At 66.8% G+C, this 15,257-nt stretch carries 15 protein-coding genes; 8 read left to right on the top strand and 7 right to left on the bottom strand.

All coding sequences use genetic code 11. The annotated features are described in order from the left end of the window. Positions 1–40: 40 nt before the first annotated feature. From RHOSA_RS0100075 to clpX, 5 genes are all read right to left on the bottom strand, one after another. Positions 41–490 (bottom strand): hypothetical protein, encoded by a 450-nt coding sequence (locus RHOSA_RS0100075; protein WP_027287074.1) that lies wholly within the window; start codon positions 488–490, stop codon positions 41–43. Positions 491–569: 79 nt separating this feature from the next. Continuing rightward, a complete protein-coding gene (locus RHOSA_RS0100070; RefSeq protein ID WP_027287073.1) occupies positions 570–1,115 on the bottom strand; it encodes a DUF309 domain-containing protein in 546 nt (181 codons plus the stop codon). Further along, entirely contained in the window at positions 1,112–1,402 is a 291-nt protein-coding gene (locus RHOSA_RS24975) for a hypothetical protein (RefSeq protein WP_156092435.1), read from the bottom strand. The genes RHOSA_RS0100070 and RHOSA_RS24975 overlap by 4 nt, the downstream gene beginning before the upstream one ends. Before the next feature lie 81 nt (positions 1,403–1,483). Next, on the bottom strand, positions 1,484–2,854 hold the full coding sequence (locus RHOSA_RS0100060) for a hypothetical protein (RefSeq protein WP_027287072.1): 1,371 nt from the start codon (positions 2,852–2,854) through the stop codon (positions 1,484–1,486). Positions 2,855–3,012: 158 nt separating this feature from the next. Continuing rightward, positions 3,013–4,281, bottom strand: coding sequence for an ATP-dependent Clp protease ATP-binding subunit ClpX (gene clpX, locus RHOSA_RS0100055; RefSeq protein ID WP_027287071.1), 1,269 nt, complete (start codon positions 4,279–4,281; stop codon positions 3,013–3,015). A 262-nt stretch (positions 4,282–4,543) separates the two neighbouring features. On the opposite strand from clpX, the gene hisI reads away from it, so the two are divergent. From hisI to RHOSA_RS0100035, 4 genes are all read left to right on the top strand, one after another. Beyond that, positions 4,544–4,930, top strand: coding sequence for a phosphoribosyl-AMP cyclohydrolase (gene hisI / locus RHOSA_RS19405; protein WP_051432367.1), 387 nt, complete (start codon positions 4,544–4,546; stop codon positions 4,928–4,930). 305 nt (positions 4,931–5,235) lie between these two features. Further along, complete coding sequence (mdoH, locus tag RHOSA_RS19400) at positions 5,236–7,197, top strand: glucans biosynthesis glucosyltransferase MdoH (RefSeq protein WP_081728326.1); 1,962 nt, start codon at positions 5,236–5,238, stop codon at positions 7,195–7,197. Positions 7,198–7,232: 35 nt separating this feature from the next. Next, positions 7,233–8,024, top strand: a complete 792-nt coding sequence (locus tag RHOSA_RS19395; protein ID WP_051431639.1) for a CE1 family esterase — start codon at positions 7,233–7,235, stop codon at positions 8,022–8,024. A 124-nt stretch (positions 8,025–8,148) separates the two neighbouring features. After that, complete coding sequence (locus RHOSA_RS0100035) at positions 8,149–8,994, top strand: aldo/keto reductase (protein ID WP_037255388.1); 846 nt, start codon at positions 8,149–8,151, stop codon at positions 8,992–8,994. Between the two features lie 14 nt (positions 8,995–9,008). Here the strand turns inward: RHOSA_RS0100035 and RHOSA_RS23870 are convergent, their stop codons facing one another. Together RHOSA_RS23870 and RHOSA_RS19385 are read right to left on the bottom strand one after the other, a co-directional pair. Then, entirely contained in the window at positions 9,009–10,238 is a 1,230-nt protein-coding gene (locus RHOSA_RS23870; protein WP_051431638.1) for a sensor histidine kinase, read from the bottom strand. Between the two features lie 19 nt (positions 10,239–10,257). Then, positions 10,258–11,400, bottom strand: coding sequence for a DUF2336 domain-containing protein (locus tag RHOSA_RS19385; RefSeq protein ID WP_156092431.1), 1,143 nt, complete (start codon positions 11,398–11,400; stop codon positions 10,258–10,260). Positions 11,401–11,820: 420 nt separating this feature from the next. On the opposite strand from RHOSA_RS19385, the gene RHOSA_RS0100020 reads away from it, so the two are divergent. The 4 genes from RHOSA_RS0100020 to RHOSA_RS0100005 all read left to right on the top strand — a co-directional run. Beyond that, positions 11,821–12,081 (top strand): hypothetical protein, encoded by a 261-nt coding sequence (locus tag RHOSA_RS0100020; RefSeq protein WP_027287069.1) that lies wholly within the window; start codon positions 11,821–11,823, stop codon positions 12,079–12,081. 118 nt (positions 12,082–12,199) lie between these two features. After that, entirely contained in the window at positions 12,200–12,757 is a 558-nt protein-coding gene (locus RHOSA_RS0100015; protein WP_027287068.1) for an NUDIX hydrolase, read from the top strand. Between the two features lie 292 nt (positions 12,758–13,049). Further along, on the top strand, positions 13,050–14,465 hold the full coding sequence (locus RHOSA_RS0100010; RefSeq protein WP_027287067.1) for an aminotransferase: 1,416 nt from the start codon (positions 13,050–13,052) through the stop codon (positions 14,463–14,465). 204 nt (positions 14,466–14,669) lie between these two features. After that, positions 14,670–15,257 (top strand): transposase (locus RHOSA_RS0100005; protein ID WP_037256707.1); only part of this gene is annotated, 588 nt, incomplete at its 3' end.

Genomic DNA, 15,257 nt, shown 5'->3' with positions numbered 1-15,257 from the left:
CTGAAGGGATTGGGGGCAGTGCGGTGTGCGGGCGGTGGGCTTAGAACGTCGGCAGCCACTCCAGCAGGACGGCGGCCTGGGCGACGGTTTCCGGCGGGATGACGCGCGCGCCTTGATAGCCAATGCCGCCCACGAGCGCTGCGATCAGGACGACGAAGGCGCCGGCCTCGATCCGGCGGTCGGTCGCCGTCTCCGGACGCGGATAGGGAAGGGCATTCGGCCGCTCCGGCTCGCTGTACAGGATCGCGCGGGCGCGGAACCAGTCCAGCCGGTCGGTTTCGGCGAGAAAGGCGCGTTCGCCGGTCATCCGCCGTTCGCGCGCGACCGCCACGCCCTTGGCCTCAAGCGCGCCAACGCGGGTGTCGGCAGTGTCCCAGTCGACATCGAGCAGGTCGCCCAGACCGGCAATCGTGACGTCGTCGCCGGCTAGCGATAGCGCGGCCAACGTTTCGAGTTCCGTGGTGGTCAGGCGTTCTTCGTCGATCGCCATAGCGTGTTCTCCCGTGCCCTTCAGCTCAAACACCCTCCATCCAGAATGATACGCCCGAATAGGGTTGTTGACCACGGCGCTAAGGTGTCGCGGCGGGCTTATCGTCCGGCCGCAACGTCGGGGCGGTGGCGAGCCCTGTGTCCGGCTGCTCCGCCCAGGCTTGTGCCGCGCGCGCCAGCGCATGCGGGTCGAGACCGAACAGGCGGTCATGTCCCTGCGCGGCGAGTTGGGCGAACAGCTCCGCGGCGGCGGTGGCGTGGCGCGCGACGCCGCGAGTATTGCCGACACCGGCTTTGACGCCGGCGGCGGCCAATTTGATCAGCCCGTGCAGCAGTTCGGCCGCCTCCGGCCTGTCGGCGGCGCGCCATAGATCCTCCCACGCCTCGTGCGCCTCCCAGGCGTAACCGGCGTTGAACAGATCGATGCCCCACAGGAAAGCCGGCGTGCTCCGCCAGGCATCAGGGTCCGGCGGACCGGTGACCTCGGGGCCGGGGGCGCCGTTGCGGACATGGCCGCCGGGGTCGCGTACGGGATGCGGATGACGGCCCGCCGGGTCGCGGTACGGCAAGTAGGCATAGGGGGGCAATGCCCGCGCCGGCAGGTAGCGCGGCGGTGCCTGGCTCATTCACTCGAACCGCGACCGTTGAACGCCTGCATGCCGGGTGGCTGGGGCGGCTCTTCCATCGGGGGGATGTCCGGTGGAATTTCCGGGCCGGGGCCGCCGGGCGGCTCCTCGATCGGGGGATCGGGCTCATGCTCCGGCGGTACGGGGGGCGTCTCGTCCGGGCCGGGCGGTTCTTCTTCGGGCGGTTGCGGGGGCTGTGGCGGCCGGGGCGGCTGAGCCGTTGGAACGGGACGGTGGCCGTCGACGACAAAAAGGCCGGGCACCGGCTCGTGGGGCATGCGGTCCATGGGCGCCGCCTCCTGTAACAGTACGCCGTTTCGCCCATGCTCCCGCATCGACCGGTTGGTCGTCCAGACCCCTGGGGGCGATCAGCCGAGAAGGGCGGCGACTCCGGCCACCGCCGTCCCGGCCAGGGCGGCGGCGGGCAGGCAATAGGGCGCGTTCCACAACCAGGCGACCCGAAACACCGAAACGTCGAGCATCCGGGAGACGTGCATGACGGTTGCCGAGAAGGGCGACATCTGCGTGCCCATGCCCCAGATCACCGCCAACAGCAGCGCCACCGCAAGCGGGCTCAGTCCCAGGGCTGCTGGACCGAGCACGTCGCCCACCAGGATCGCGAGCACCACCGGATGTATGCCCAAGCCCCCCAAGAACGTGCCGGTGACCGCGAGCACGGCCGCGCGCAAGGCGGATGGCCAGTCGGCCAGGCCGAGACTGCCGGCAACGGCATCCGGTTGCACGGCGTGGCTGACGCCGACCGCGAACACGGTGGCCGCCAGGAACAGCGCGGCCTCGTTGCGCAGGCCAGGCAGGTGCGTGACCACGCTACTCAACACTGGCGCCGGCTCGGCCGCGCCGGTGCGGCGCAACAGGGCGGCCCAAACGATCGAAAGGGTGGGGGCGATCAGGCCGAGCGAGATCACGATCGACAGGCCCGCGCCCTCGGACAGGGCGACCACGGATGCGGTTAGGGTGGCGAAGATCGTCAGCACGCCGAGGATGCCCCGGCCCAGCTTGCCTTCCGGTGGCGCCGGGCGGTCGCCTCTGGGATCGCGCGGCCCGCGTGTTGTCCGGTCGAGGGCCCAGGCAAGCCCGACCAGCCCGCTGCCGATCGCGAGCCCCGCGGGGGCCAGTTGCAGCCACGAGACATCGGGCACGACCGTCAGGATCACGCCCATGCCGACGAAAAAGGGCGACCACATGACCGCGCCCGAAAACCCGCGCACCACCGCGAGCGTCAGACGCCGGCGCAGGCGCGGGCGCATGTCCGGGTCGAGCAGGCTGGCGACCAGCTGCAGCCCGGCAAGGTTGAGGACGGCGCCCAGGTAGTGCCCGGCGAACGCCAGCATCAGGAAGCGCCGACCGGGCGGTTGGGCGACCACGCGTTCGCCCAACTGACGGAACGACGGACTGGCGAGGGCGGGCACCTGCAGGCACATCACCGCCGCAAACAGCACCATGAAGGGCAGCGCCCGTTCGGCCCCACTCATCAGGTCGGCAAGCGCGCCCGCAGACCCGTCCCGGCTCCAGGCCGCCGCCAGCCCGGCCGTGATCAGCACGGCGGCGGCGATGCGTTGCGGCATGCGGATCGCGGGCGCCTGCAGGATGACGAACGTCATCAACCCCACCGCCGCGATGCCCGCCACGACCGGTGTCGGGCGCAGGGCGTCAACCAGAGTTAGCAGGTAGACGGCGAGGTAGAGCCAGGCGGTGGGCGCGATTCGTCGGTTGAGCATGCGGCTTGGTGGGCGGGCGTGAGAGAGCGCAGGGAAGGCACGCTCCCTCCCTTGAGGAAGAGAAGAGGAACAGGGGGCACGGCCGGGGTGCCGTGCACAGAAAAAGGCCCGGCACGAGGCGATGTGCCGGGCCTTGTTCCATCCGGGGCCGGCGGAGGTTAGCCGCCGCCTTGTGATTGTTTCTGGTTGTCGCGGTAGGTGAAGACCGGCGTGCCGGTCCCTTCGATCACCTCGCGCGTGACCGTCAAACGCTCGACATCCTCGTAGCCTGGCAGCTCGAACATCGGTTCAAGCAGTACGTTCTCCATGATCGAACGCAGGCCACGGGCGCCGGCACCGCGGGCGATCGCCTTTTCCGCGACGGCTTCCAGCGCGCCCTCGGTGAACTCCAGCTCGACGCCTTCCATTTCGAAGAGGCGCTGGTACTGCTTCACCAGGGCGTTCTTCGGCTTGGTCAGGATGTCGATCAGGGCGTCCTTGTCCAGATCGTGCAGCGTGGCCACCACGGGCACACGGCCGACGAACTCCGGGATCAGGCCGAACTTCAGCAGATCCTCGGGCTCGGTGTCCTTGAGCAGATCGCCGGTCTGGCGTTCTTCGGGCGCGCGCACGTCCGCACCGAAGCCGATCGAGGAAGATCGGCCGCGCTGGCTGACGATCTTGTCCAGACCCGCGAAGGCACCGCCGCAGACGAACAGGATGTTCGTCGTGTCGACGTGCAGGTACTCCTGCTGCGGATGCTTCCGCCCGCCCTGCGGCGGGACGGAGGCGGTGGTGCCCTCCATGATCTTCAGGAGGGCCTGCTGCACGCCTTCGCCGGAGACGTCGCGCGTGGTCGACGGGTTATCCGACTTGCGGGTGATCTTGTCGATCTCGTCGACGTAGATGATGCCCTTCTGCGCGCGCTCGACGTTGTAGTCGGAAGCTTGCAGGAGCTTCTGGATGATCGACTCCACGTCGTCGCCGACGTACCCCGATTCGGTCAGGGTGGTGGCGTCGGCGATAGCAAACGGCACGTCCAGGATGCGCGCCATCGTCTGCGCCAGCAGGGTCTTGCCGCTGCCGGTGGGGCCGATCAGCAGGATGTTGGACTTCGACAGCTCGACGTCGTTCTCGCCTGCGACGTGTTCCAGGCGCTTGTAGTGGTTATGCACCGCGACCGAGAGCACGCGCTTGGCATGCTCCTGGCCGATCACGTACTCGTCCAGGACCTGCTTGATCTGCTGGGGTGTCGGCAGGCCGCCGTCGCCGCGGGTAAAGCTCTGCTTCTGCTCGTCGTGGATGATCTCCGCGCAGAGCTCGACGCACTCGTTGCAGACGAAAACGGCCGGACCGGCGATGAGCTTCTTCACCTCATGCTGGCTCTTGCCGCAGAAGGAGCAGTAGAGGGTCTGCTGCTGGTTGTTGCCGTCGCCGGACTTGCTCATGGCTCCTCGGCTATACGTATCTGCCTCGTCTCAGCTTGACGGGGATGGCGCGCCAGGGCAACCCCCTGGCTCGGCGTCCTCCGTAGCGCTTGCGAAACGCAGGCGTGGGATTTTGGGACTCTCCCTGATATGAGGGCTGATGTCCGCACGCCAAGGGGGGTACCGCTTCACGTGGGGGTTACCCGTCAGGAAGTTTCAGCGGGCGCCCGTCTAGCCGATCTCTACTACACCGTCGATGGGTTAAGTCATCATGAACGTGCACATGAGCAATGAGGTGGATGCTTTGCGGCTGAGCGAGACGGCTGCGGTCGCTTTCGCTGACGCGGTCGCGTTCGACAGCCACGGCCTCGTCCCCGTCGTTGCCCAGCAGCACGACAGCGGCGAGGTGTTGATGCTCGCCTGGATGAACCGCGAGGCCTTGATCGCGACCCTGACGGGCGGTCGGGTGACCTACTGGTCGCGCTCCCGGCAGGCGATGTGGCGCAAGGGGGATACCAGCGGGCACATCCAGGAACTGGTCGAGGCCCGGGTCGACTGCGACGGCGACACGCTACTGCTGTTGATTCGGCAGACCGGCGCGGCTTGCCACACTGGGGCGCGCAGCTGTTTCTATCGACGTGCCGGAGAGGCCGGCCCGGAGCCGCTGTAAGGCAGCTTCCGGAGCGTGTGGGGGGAGAACGTTTCCGCCGGCCCCTGACCATAAGTATATTCAGGTCATCCGCGCGCCGTGGATAGCCGTAAGCTTATGTGGATTTGGATACGATCTGCATGGCGGCGACCAAGCGTGGCCAGCGGTCTATTTCGCATAAAAGGGTGTCAAGTCGATGATCTGACTTGGCAGGTCGTGGGTCCAGGCTGATCTTCTGTCCGGCTAGGACCTGCGGATCGGGGGAACCGTAGCTGCCGGCATGCACCGCTAGAACAACCGTCCGCGAACGCGGCGAAAGGACAGGCATGGCTGAGCGATCGATGCGCGTCTCAACTGACAGCAGCTTGCCCAACGGCACCGGCGCCGCGTCCCTCGGCCGGACAGCTGCCGGGCGTCCGGAACACCTCCACAGTCAGGACATTCACACTGCGTCTGACAGCTGTGAGAAACCCTCCAGCTCTCACGAGCGAATCGGCTGGCGCCGGGCGGCGTTCGCGACGCTGTGCGGGGGCACCTGGCTGGCTGCGGTCGCCACGATGGCGGCGCTGTTGGCCGGCGACGGTCTGGCGCCGGTGGAATCGCTGCTGCTGCTGTGTTTCTGCCTGTCGATTCCGATGGTGGTGATCGGCTTCTGGAATTCCGTGATCGGCGCCGCCGTTATGTTGGCCGCCCGCAACCATCTGGACGTGGTGGCGCCGTTTCATCGCAACCGGGTGAAACGCTCAAGCGCCCGGGTGGCGATCGTCATGCCGGTGTTCAACGAGGACACCGATCGCGTCTTCCGCCATCTGCAAAAGCTTCTAGCCTCCTTGGATAGCCTTGGGGTGGGCGGTCGTTACGAGGTGTTCCTGCTGTCCGACAGCACCGATCCCGAAATCCGCGCGGACGAGCAGCGCCGCCTGCGTGCCTGGCAGTGCGCGGACGCGGACGGTGCGGCGCGGCTGCACTACCGCCACCGCACGGAAAACCAGGGCTACAAGGCCGGCAACCTGTGGGCGTTCGTCGAGACCCGCGGTCAGGATTTCGACTACATGGTCGTGCTCGACGCCGACAGTGCGATGCACGGGCGCACGGTCGATCGGCTGGTGCGGATCATGGACGCCAACCCGCGGCTTGGGATTCTGCAGTCGCTGGCTGTGGGTATGCCGACCGAGAGCGCGTTCGCGCGTCTTTTCCAGTTCGGCATGCGCCACGGCATGCTGGTGCATACCGTGGGCGCGGCCTGGTGGCAGGGCGGTTCCTGCCCCTACTGGGGCCACAACGCGGTGATCCGTACCGACGCCTTCAAGCAGTTCTGCCACCTGGAGCCGTTGCCGGGCACGCCGCCGCTGGGCGGCGACATCCTGAGCCACGATCAGGTGGAAGCCGCGCTGATGCGCGCTGGCGGCTATGAGGTCCGGGTGCTGCCCGTCGAGGGCGGCAGCTACGAGGAGATGCCGCCGACCCTGCCGGATTTCATCAAGCGCGACCTGCGTTGGTGCCAGGGCAACATGCAGTACCTGAAACTGCTCGGGAAGCCATGGTTCACCGGCATGGGCCGGGTGAACCTGACCCTGGCCATCCTGATGTACACCGGCGCGCCGGCGTGGCTCTTGTTCATGATCCTGGGCATGAGCCAGGCCGTCATTGGCACTTTCGGCCCGCAGCTGGAGATGGGTGGCTTCATGGGGCGGCCGGGCCCGGAGGTCGCGATCGCCCTGTTCGTCACCATGATGGGCATCACCTTCGCGCCCAAGCTGATCGGCTACACCCACGCCCTGCTCGATCCCAGCCGTCGGCGCGCCTACGGCGGCGCGTTGCACGTGCTCGGCGGCGGGCTGGCGGAGCTCGTGTTCTCCATGCTGATCGCGCCGGTCGTCATGCTGGCACAGAGCGTGTTCGTCGCCGGCCTGGCCCTGGGGCGCAAGGTCAAGTGGGAAGCGCAGGTGCGTGACGGTCACCGGGTGTCCTGGCGCGATGCAGTGACGGGCATGTGGCCGCAGACGGCATTCGGGCTGCTTGCCGGTGGCTTGCTCGCGGCGTTCGCGCCGGCCGTGCTGCCCTGGGCGGCGCCGGTCTTAATCGGCTTGCTGCTTGCCGTCCCGATGACGGTCGTCAGCTCGTCGCCCAGGCTGGGGCGCCGGCTGGCGCGTCTGGGCGTCTGCGCGATCCCGGAGGAGCGGCGGCCCGGTGCGCCAGTGCCCACCCGCACCCGGGGCGCCGGTGACGAGCCCGGCACGGGGCAAGCCGGCTTTCCCCAGCGCGCGACCGGCTCGCGGGTCGATTGACGGTGGGGTGGCGCGCCAGCCTTGCCGCCCTTGGGATGTTTGCGGCGGCTTATCTGATACCGGGGGATGCCGATGCCTGCGGCGGCGTCGACGCGCCGTGCCGGGTCGAGCTGGGCCGCTACTACTCCGCCGCCGTGCCAAAGGCGGATGACCGTTCGGTTCAGGGGGCGGTGATCTTCCTGCACGGCTACAAGGGTAGCGGTCGTCGGGTGATCCAGAACGCGGCCCTGGTCCGGGCGGTGCAGTCGGCCGGCCATCTGCTGATCGCCCCGCACGGTCGGGACGGCACCTGGAACCACGTTGGCTCTCCCGCCGATCACGACCGCGACGAGCTGGCTTTCCTGGAGCAGGTGCGCCGGGACGCCGTGCAGCGGTTCGCCCTGGCCGGTAAGCCGCTGCTCCTCGCGGGCTTCTCGCAGGGCGCGTCGATGGTTTGGGACGTTGCCTGCTATCGCGGCGGCGACTACACGGCCTTTGCGGCGGTCGCGGGGGCGTTCTGGCGACCGCTGCCGGAGGCCTGTCCGGCCCCGGGCATCGATCTAATGCATATCCATGGTCTGAGCGACGAGGTGGTGCCGCTGGAAGGCCGCCCGATCGGCGACAATTGGCGGCAGGGCGATACGGTGCGCGCGCTTGGCCTGCTCAAGCGGCACAATGCCTGTCCGGCCGCACCCGATCGACAGGGGACGGACGACGGGCTGCGATGCCGGATGTGGACCTCGTGTGCGCGCGGCCGGCTCAAGGTCTGCCTGCACGATGGCGGGCACCGGCTGGAGCCCGGCTGGATCTCAAAGGCGCTCGCCTGGATGGAGACCCGCGACGGCTGACCTCCTTGATCGACGGCAGACCGGATGACGCTTCCGTGACGCCCCTGGCGCTATCGCAGGGGGATTCCCATCTTTTGGGCGAAACCTCAAGAGTGACAAGACGACCGACGGCGAAGGAACGAGCATGACGGCGACGACCGATCAACAGACGATCATTTCCTCCTACGGTGTGCGTGTGCCCGCGCTCGGCTTCGGCACCTTCACGCTCGAGGGGGCGGTTTGCCGCGATATGGTGAAAGCGGCGCTGTCGATCGGTTATCGCCATGTCGACACGGCCAAAAGGTACGGCAACGAGGAGGCCGTGGGCGCCGGCATCCGGGAATCGGAAGTGCCGCGCGATCAGGTGTTCCTGACCTCCAAGGTCTGGATGGATCAACTGCACTACGATGACCTGACCGCGGCCGCCGACGACAGTCTGACCAAGCTGCAGACCGACTATCTGGATCTATTGCTGATCCACTGGCCGAACGCGAGGGTGCCGCTGTCGGAATCGCTGCGCGCCCTGGCGGATCTGCAGCGCGCCGGCAAGGTGCGTTACGTCGGCGTGTCCAACTTCACGGTGGGCTTGATGCAGGAAGCTGTGGAGCAGAACGGCGCGGACATCGTCTGCAACCAGGTCGAATACCACCCTTTCCTGAACCAGCAGCCGGTGCTTCAGGAAGCACGTCGGTTGGGGCTGTTCCTAACCGCTTACTGTCCGCTCGCCCAGGGGCGGGTGCCGAACGATCCGACGCTGCAGGCGATCGGCGAGAAGCACGGCAAGACGGCCGCACAGGTTGCGCTGCGCTGGCTGGTCGAGCAGGGCGACGTTGCGGCGATCCCGAAATCGTCTTCGGTCGAGCACGCCCGCGCCAATTTCGAGATCTTCGATTTCGCGTTGGATCGGGAGGATCAGGCGCGGATCGCTCAGCTGATGGGCGGCACGCGGGTCATCGATCCGTCCTGGGCGCCGCAATGGGATCCGGCGTAAGAGGCGGCGCTCCGTCAGGCGGCCGCTTCGACCCGCCCGATGGGCAGGGTAACGCGCACGGACGTCCCGGCCTCGGGCGCACTGTCGATCTCCAGCCGGCCGCCGTGCAGTTCCACCAGCGCCTTCGACAGCGGCAGGCCGAGCCCGGTTCCTTCGTAGCGGCGGGAGAGCGAGCTATCGACTTGCCCGAACGGAGAGAGCGCGACCTCCTGATCCTTTGCGCTCATGCCGATTCCGGTGTCCGTGATCGACAGCCCGTACGCACCTGTGCCGTCGACTTCGGCTTTCAAGGACACATGCCCGCCGCTGGGCGTGAACTTGATCGCGTTTGACAGCAGGTTCAGCAACACCTGTAGCAGCTTTTGTTCGTCCGCGAGCAGGGTGATGCCGGCTGGAATCTGCGGTTTTGTGAGCTCGACGCCGGCGTCGCGGGCGCGGGGCGTGACGATCCGCAGCGCCCGGTCGATCAACTCGGCGGGGTTCACCACGTCTTCGTAGATCTGGAACTTGCCCGCCTCCAGCTTGGCGACGTCGAGGACGTCGTTGATCATCTGGGACAGGTGCTGGGCGCTGGTGGCGATGTCGGCGATGTAGCCTTTGTATTGCGGCGTTCCGATCGGGCCCAGGGCTTCACTCTGCATGATCTCCGAAAAGCCCAGGATCGCGTTCAGCGGCGTGCGCAGCTCGTGGCTCATCTGCGCCAGGAAATCGCTCTTCGTGCGGTTGGCTTCCTCGGCGGTGTTCTTGGCTTCCAAAAGCGCGGCTTCGCGCGCGCGCAGTTCGGTCACATCCTGCGCCGTGCCGCGGTAGCCTTCGAACCGGCCGGTGGTCTGACAGAACACCGGCAGACCCGACAGCCGGAAGCTCCGGGGTTGGCCGCAGTGGTTCGTGATCTGGACTTCCCGGTCGCGAAACGGGCGGGCGTGGACCGGCCCGTCGGGATGGGAGGCCGTGATCGGCAGCTCAAGACCGATCACCTCGGTGAAGGGGCGGCCGACCAGCTCCATCGGATGATAGCCCAGGGCCGCCATGACCCGTGGCGAAACCGAGACGATACGTGCGTTGCGGTCGACCTCCCAGATCCAGTCCGAGACCAGGCGGGAGATGTCGTCGAGCCGCGCGCGCGTGCGGGCCAACTCGGCGCGCAGGGCCGCCGTCTCGTCGCGCGCCGGCTGCGTGTACGCTGCCTGCGTGTGCGCGGGAGCCGTATCCGCCAGTCCCGTGGATATCGGGCCAGCGGCCATCGCATCGTTGTCTGCGCTGTTAGGGCCGTCCGGAATCGACACAGAGGTCCTCCGCGAGTGTCAGGAGGGCGTCCTGATAGCGGTGGTCGCGTTGCCAGCTGCGCAACACCTCCTGAGCGTCCGCCATACGGACCCTGGTGAAAAAGCTCATCACGCTGGAGAGCGCCTTGGGATTGACGACCTGCGCGCCGCTCTCGCCCTTGCGACTTAGGAGGTAGATCGGGGTGAAGGTTGCCTTGTCGATGTCCAGCGCCTTGCAGACGATGGCCAGCCCTTTGCCGCCGGTTTCGTACAACACGTGCTGCAGGCGCGGTGGGCGGATGCCGCTTAGTTCGGCAAACAGCGCCTCGAACAACGGAATCTCACCGGCGCGTAGCGTCTTCAGCAAAAGAGCTTGGTCGATGCCATGCGTCTGGGCGATGTGCCGGGCCAGCTTTTGCGCCGCTGTCGGTTGGTCGGGATGCGTCTCGACGGTATCGGTCAGCACTTGGGTGGCAGCTTCCAGCGCGTCGTCGAGTGCGTTTGGCTGAATGTCGAAGCGGGCCAGCAGCCGTTCCCGCAGCGCGGCCGAGACGAACCAGTACAGGCGTTGGGCCAGCGCCGGGGCCAGATCGCCGCGCCAGACCAAGGGTTCCTGAAAGCTGTCGACCGTCTGCGCCTGCTCCACCAGATAATCCATCGTGGCTTGCGAGATTTGCGCGCTTTCGTTACGCAACAGCGCTTCAATCACGCCGCTGTCGCCGGTTCCCACCAGCGCGTCCGCGACCGGCGCGCTGACTTCCTGGCGCATCGCGACGGCCAGCTGGTGCTGGCGGGTTCGGTTGCGCACGACGGCGATCAGATCAGCCTCGCGCAGGACGCGCGAACGCATCAACACCGGGCGCGCCACCTCGATCTCATCGTTTGCCAGGACATCGAGCAGACCGGGTGGGGCGGCCGGTTTGTCGGCCAGCCGGTCGGCCAGCTGCCGGCGTACGTCGGTTTCGAATCCGCCGACCAGCTTTTCCAGAATTTCGGTCATCAGCGCGCGCTCGCGTTCGCTTAGGACCGAGCTGCGCTCGCAGAAGAGGTCGCCGATCATGTCGACAAGGGTCTGCCGGGCGGCCAGAGACCGGTCGCGGGCAAGCTCCAGCAGATCTGCAACGTGATCGGGTTGTGCCATAATCGATGCCTTGTCGAGGATCCGCCCGTCGCACGCCTTCAGCAGACGCGACGCATCCCGAACATCCCCCACTGCCCTTGCACGGAAGCGCTTCAGGCCATCTGTCCCGCCCTGTGCGCACTTGGCGAAAACTGACAACTGTTATTTCATGCAAGCGATGTTAAGAAAGGACTAACGCACCGAAATAGCAGGAAAATTACGGATATGCACGCCGGTTTCCGGGGTGATTTTAAGCGAGACGGTGTGGGCAGAAACGTCGTAACTATCTCAAATTGTAGAAAAAATCGAACGCGCTCGGCCTACGGCGCGTGCGGCGAATTAACCGACCTTTAAGAGCCGTCGGGCTAAACCACGTATCGTAATTCTCGACGCGTTAGCGACTCGGCGGATGCGTCGTCATTTGGAGCGCAAGACAACGCCATGCAGGTACCCAACGGACAGGTCAGTCCGGGCCTGAGCTTCTTCCGGGCCCTGGAAGGTTTGGCGAAGCCACAGCAGCCAGGGCAGGCGGCGCAGGCCAAGGCCGCGGCGAAGCCGACCGACCCCGCGCAGATCCAAGGCAAGACCCAGTCGGACGCCGCACAGGCCGCCCGGCCCACCGATCCGAGCGCGTCCGCTGCGCGCGCCGCAGCCGATGGCACCAGCTATCCGCGCGGCACCTTCCTCGACATCCGCGTGTAGGCACGGATACGAAAGGTCTTGTTCACCCGTTGCCCTGGCGGGCGACGTGCGGCCGGGAGGTAGGGGGCCCGGCCGCGCCTTGCCGGCGACCGGTTCGGGCGCCACACTCCCAGCCGTCATGACCGCGCCCGATTCCCCATTCGTCCGGAAGATTCCGCAGGGTGACGACCGAGAGCGTCTCGTCTGCGGCGATTGCGGCTTCGTTTACTACCAGAACCCGAAGATCGTTGTCGGCTCGGTGGTCGAATACGATCGCCGTATCCTGCTGTGCCGCCGCGCGATTCCGCCCTGCGTGGGCTACTGGACGCTCCCGGCAGGCTATCTGGAGTTGAATGAGGGAGCCGAAGCGGGCGCGCGTCGGGAAGCCTGGGAAGAAGCGACCGCCGATATCGCAATCGACCAGTTGCTGGCGGTCTACACGATCGAGCGGATCAGTCAGGTGCAGCTGATCTACCGGGCTAGCCTGACCACGCCTGACATTGCGGCCGGACCGGAAAGTCAGGAGGTTGCCCTGTTCGACTGGGATGCGTTGCCGTGGTCGGAGCTCGCGTTTCCAAGCGTGCACTGGGCGCTCAAGCATTTCGACGAGGTGCGCGGGCACCGCGCCTTCGCTCCCCGCGCGAACCCGCCGGAGGCGCTGGACACGATGCCTCCACCGGCCGGCCAATCGGCCTAGTTCCGTGGCCGTTTAGCGCGGATGCCAGCCTGCAGAAAACCTATCTGCGTATCCGCCCGACGCCCGATAGGCCTGCCGTCACAGCCGGTCAGGTTTGAACACACAAACGGTATCTGCGCTGGTACACCCGGACGCGCGGATCGCGGGCGTTCGCAGAAGCCATGCGGGCCGGCGGTGATGACCGTCGGAAAGCCATCTTGCGGCCTCGACGCTGCCATATGCGGGCGGCTAAGGCTGGGCATCGATAGACGACGTCCGCAGCAGACAACGAGAAACACAAGGGGATAAACCGATGACTGAGCGCAGCCACAATCTCTCGCTGGAGGAGATGGACCGGCAGTCCGTCCTGCACCCGTTCACGCACGCCAAGGACTATGCGGCCGGGGAACTGGGCGACCTGCGCATCGTCACCGGTGGTTCCGGGGTCACGATCCACGATCAGAAGGGGCGCGCGTACCTCGACGGCTTCGCCGGCCTGTACTGCGTGAACGTCGGCTACGGCCGCAAGGAGATCGCGGATGCGATCCACGCGCAAGCGAGCCAACTGGCCTACTACCATGCCTACGCCATGCATTCGAACGAGCCGACGATCCGCCTGTCGGATCGGCTGCTGCGCAACGCGCCGAACAACATGCAGCGGGTCTACTACGGCATGTCCGGCTCGGACGCGAACGAGACCCAGGCGAAGCTGGTCTGGTACTACAACAACGTGCGCGGCAAGCCGGAGAAGAAGAAGATCATCGCCCGCCAGCGCGGCTACCATGGCGCCAGCGTCTGCTCCGGCTCGATGACCGGCCTGCCGGTGTTCCACCAGGCTTTCGACCTGCCGATGGAGCGGATTAAGCATGCCGCCACGCCGCACTACTACTGGAATGCGCGCAAGGGCGAGAGCGAGCAGGAGTTCTCCAAGCGGCTGGCGGCCGAGTTGGACGCGCAGATCGAGGCCGAGGGGCCCGAGACGGTCGCCGCCTTCATCGGCGAGCCGGTGCTCGGCACCGGTGGCATCATCCCGCCGCCCGAGGGCTATTGGGCGGAAATCCAGAAGGTGCTGGACAAGCACGACGTGCTGTTGATCGCTGACGAGGTGGTTTGCGGCTTCGGACGGACCGGCAGTTACTACGGTTCGCAGCACTACGGCATGAAGCCGGACCTGGTGACGATCGCCAAGGGGCTGACCAGCGCTTACGTGCCGCTGTCGGGCGCGATGATCGGCGAGAAGGTCTGGGAGGTGCTGCAGCAGGGATCCGACCAGTTCGGTCCGTTCAGCCACGGCTACACCTATTCCGCCCACCCGCTGGGCGCGGCCGCGGCGCTGGCCAACCTGGACATCCTGGAAGGCGAGGACCTGACCGGCAATGCCCGCGACACCGGCGGCTACCTGCAGCAGCGTCTGCACGAGACGTTCGATGGTCACCCGCTGGTTGGCGAGGTGCGCGGGGTTGGCCTGCTGGCCGCGCTGGAGTTCGTCGCCGACCCGGCCAGCCAGACTGCATTTGATCCCGGCCATAAGGTCGGCGCCAAGATCGCCGGTGCCTGCCTGGAGCGTGGGCTGATCGCCCGGGCCCTGCCGCACGGCGACATTCTGGGTTTCGCCCCGCCGCTGTCGATCACCCGCGCGGAGGTTGACCGTCTGGTCGAGACGTCGAAGGAAGCCGTCGACGCGCTCACCGATCAGCTCACCCGCGAAGGCTTGCTCAACGCGGCGTAACGCGGCTGCATTCCGCCGGAGTTACCGCAATGGAACGCCGCGCGTGCCCAAAGCACGCGCGGCGTTTTTTTTGTGTGCGGAACAAGGGGCAATATCGTCGGCCGGCTAACCCGGATCTCTCACGAAGGAAGGTGCATCGGGGTCTGAAATCGGCGAAAGTGTAAGCGCCAACAGACACTTAACCCGATCTCAGCGGAGCCCCCGATGCCGACACAGTGTAACCCGGACTCTATGCTTTTCGCACGCCTCGATCGCCGCGAGTTGGTGGCGGATTTTGGCGGTGGGGCGATCACCTCGGACGCCGGCGCGCTGCTGCTGGGCGCGACCGACAAGGCGATCAACCTGGTTGACCGGTTCGCCGCCTGCTTCACGGATGGCCGGACAGCAGGTCGCGTCGTTCATGATGTCCGCACCCTGGTCGGCCAGCGCGTGTTCGGCATCGCGCTCGGCTACGAGGATCTGAACGATCACGACGACCTGCGCCGTGACCCGGTGCTCGGGCCCGTTCTCGGCAGGCTGGAGGCGCGCCGGGCCCGCTGCGCGCCGCTGGCCGGCAAAAGCACGCTGAACCGGCTGGAGCACGCCCCGGTCGACGGCGACCGGTACCGCAAGATCGCCCACGATCCGGACGCGATCGAACACCTGTTCGTCGATCTCTTCCTGGACGCGCACGCCAAGCCTCCGGCACGCATCACGCTCGACCTGGACGCCACGGACGACCCGATCCACGGCCGCCAGGAAGGACGGTTCTTTCACGGCTACTACGACTGTTACTGCTACCTGCCGCTCTAC

Source organism: Rhodovibrio salinarum DSM 9154 (genome assembly GCF_000515255.1).
Lineage (GTDB): Bacteria > Pseudomonadota > Alphaproteobacteria > Kiloniellales > Rhodovibrionaceae > Rhodovibrio > Rhodovibrio salinarum.
Note: the sequence above shows the minus strand (reverse complement) of the source record. Positions and strands in the feature narration are given on the sequence as shown.

What these genes read in the sequence shown, in the direction of transcription:
- RHOSA_RS0100075 (WP_027287074.1), bottom strand. Translation starts at nt 490, where the DNA reads ATGGCGATCGACGAAGAACGCCTGACCACCACGGAACTCGAAACGTTG.
- RHOSA_RS0100070 (WP_027287073.1), bottom strand. Translation starts at nt 1,115, where the DNA reads ATGAGCCAGGCACCGCCGCGCTACCTGCCGGCGCGGGCATTGCCCCCC.
- RHOSA_RS24975 (WP_156092435.1), bottom strand. Translation starts at nt 1,402, where the DNA reads ATGGACCGCATGCCCCACGAGCCGGTGCCCGGCCTTTTTGTCGTCGAC.
- RHOSA_RS0100060 (WP_027287072.1), bottom strand. Translation starts at nt 2,854, where the DNA reads ATGCTCAACCGACGAATCGCGCCCACCGCCTGGCTCTACCTCGCCGTC.
- clpX (WP_027287071.1), bottom strand. Translation starts at nt 4,281, where the DNA reads ATGAGCAAGTCCGGCGACGGCAACAACCAGCAGCAGACCCTCTACTGC.
- hisI (WP_051432367.1), top strand. Translation starts at nt 4,544, where the DNA reads ATGAGCAATGAGGTGGATGCTTTGCGGCTGAGCGAGACGGCTGCGGTC.
- mdoH (WP_081728326.1), top strand. Translation starts at nt 5,236, where the DNA reads ATGGCTGAGCGATCGATGCGCGTCTCAACTGACAGCAGCTTGCCCAAC.
- RHOSA_RS19395 (WP_051431639.1), top strand. Translation starts at nt 7,233, where the DNA reads ATGTTTGCGGCGGCTTATCTGATACCGGGGGATGCCGATGCCTGCGGC.
- RHOSA_RS0100035 (WP_037255388.1), top strand. Translation starts at nt 8,149, where the DNA reads ATGACGGCGACGACCGATCAACAGACGATCATTTCCTCCTACGGTGTG.
- RHOSA_RS23870 (WP_051431638.1), bottom strand. Translation starts at nt 10,238, where the DNA reads ATGGCCGCTGGCCCGATATCCACGGGACTGGCGGATACGGCTCCCGCG.
- RHOSA_RS19385 (WP_156092431.1), bottom strand. Translation starts at nt 11,400, where the DNA reads ATGGCACAACCCGATCACGTTGCAGATCTGCTGGAGCTTGCCCGCGAC.
- RHOSA_RS0100020 (WP_027287069.1), top strand. Translation starts at nt 11,821, where the DNA reads ATGCAGGTACCCAACGGACAGGTCAGTCCGGGCCTGAGCTTCTTCCGG.
- RHOSA_RS0100015 (WP_027287068.1), top strand. Translation starts at nt 12,200, where the DNA reads ATGACCGCGCCCGATTCCCCATTCGTCCGGAAGATTCCGCAGGGTGAC.
- RHOSA_RS0100010 (WP_027287067.1), top strand. Translation starts at nt 13,050, where the DNA reads ATGACTGAGCGCAGCCACAATCTCTCGCTGGAGGAGATGGACCGGCAG.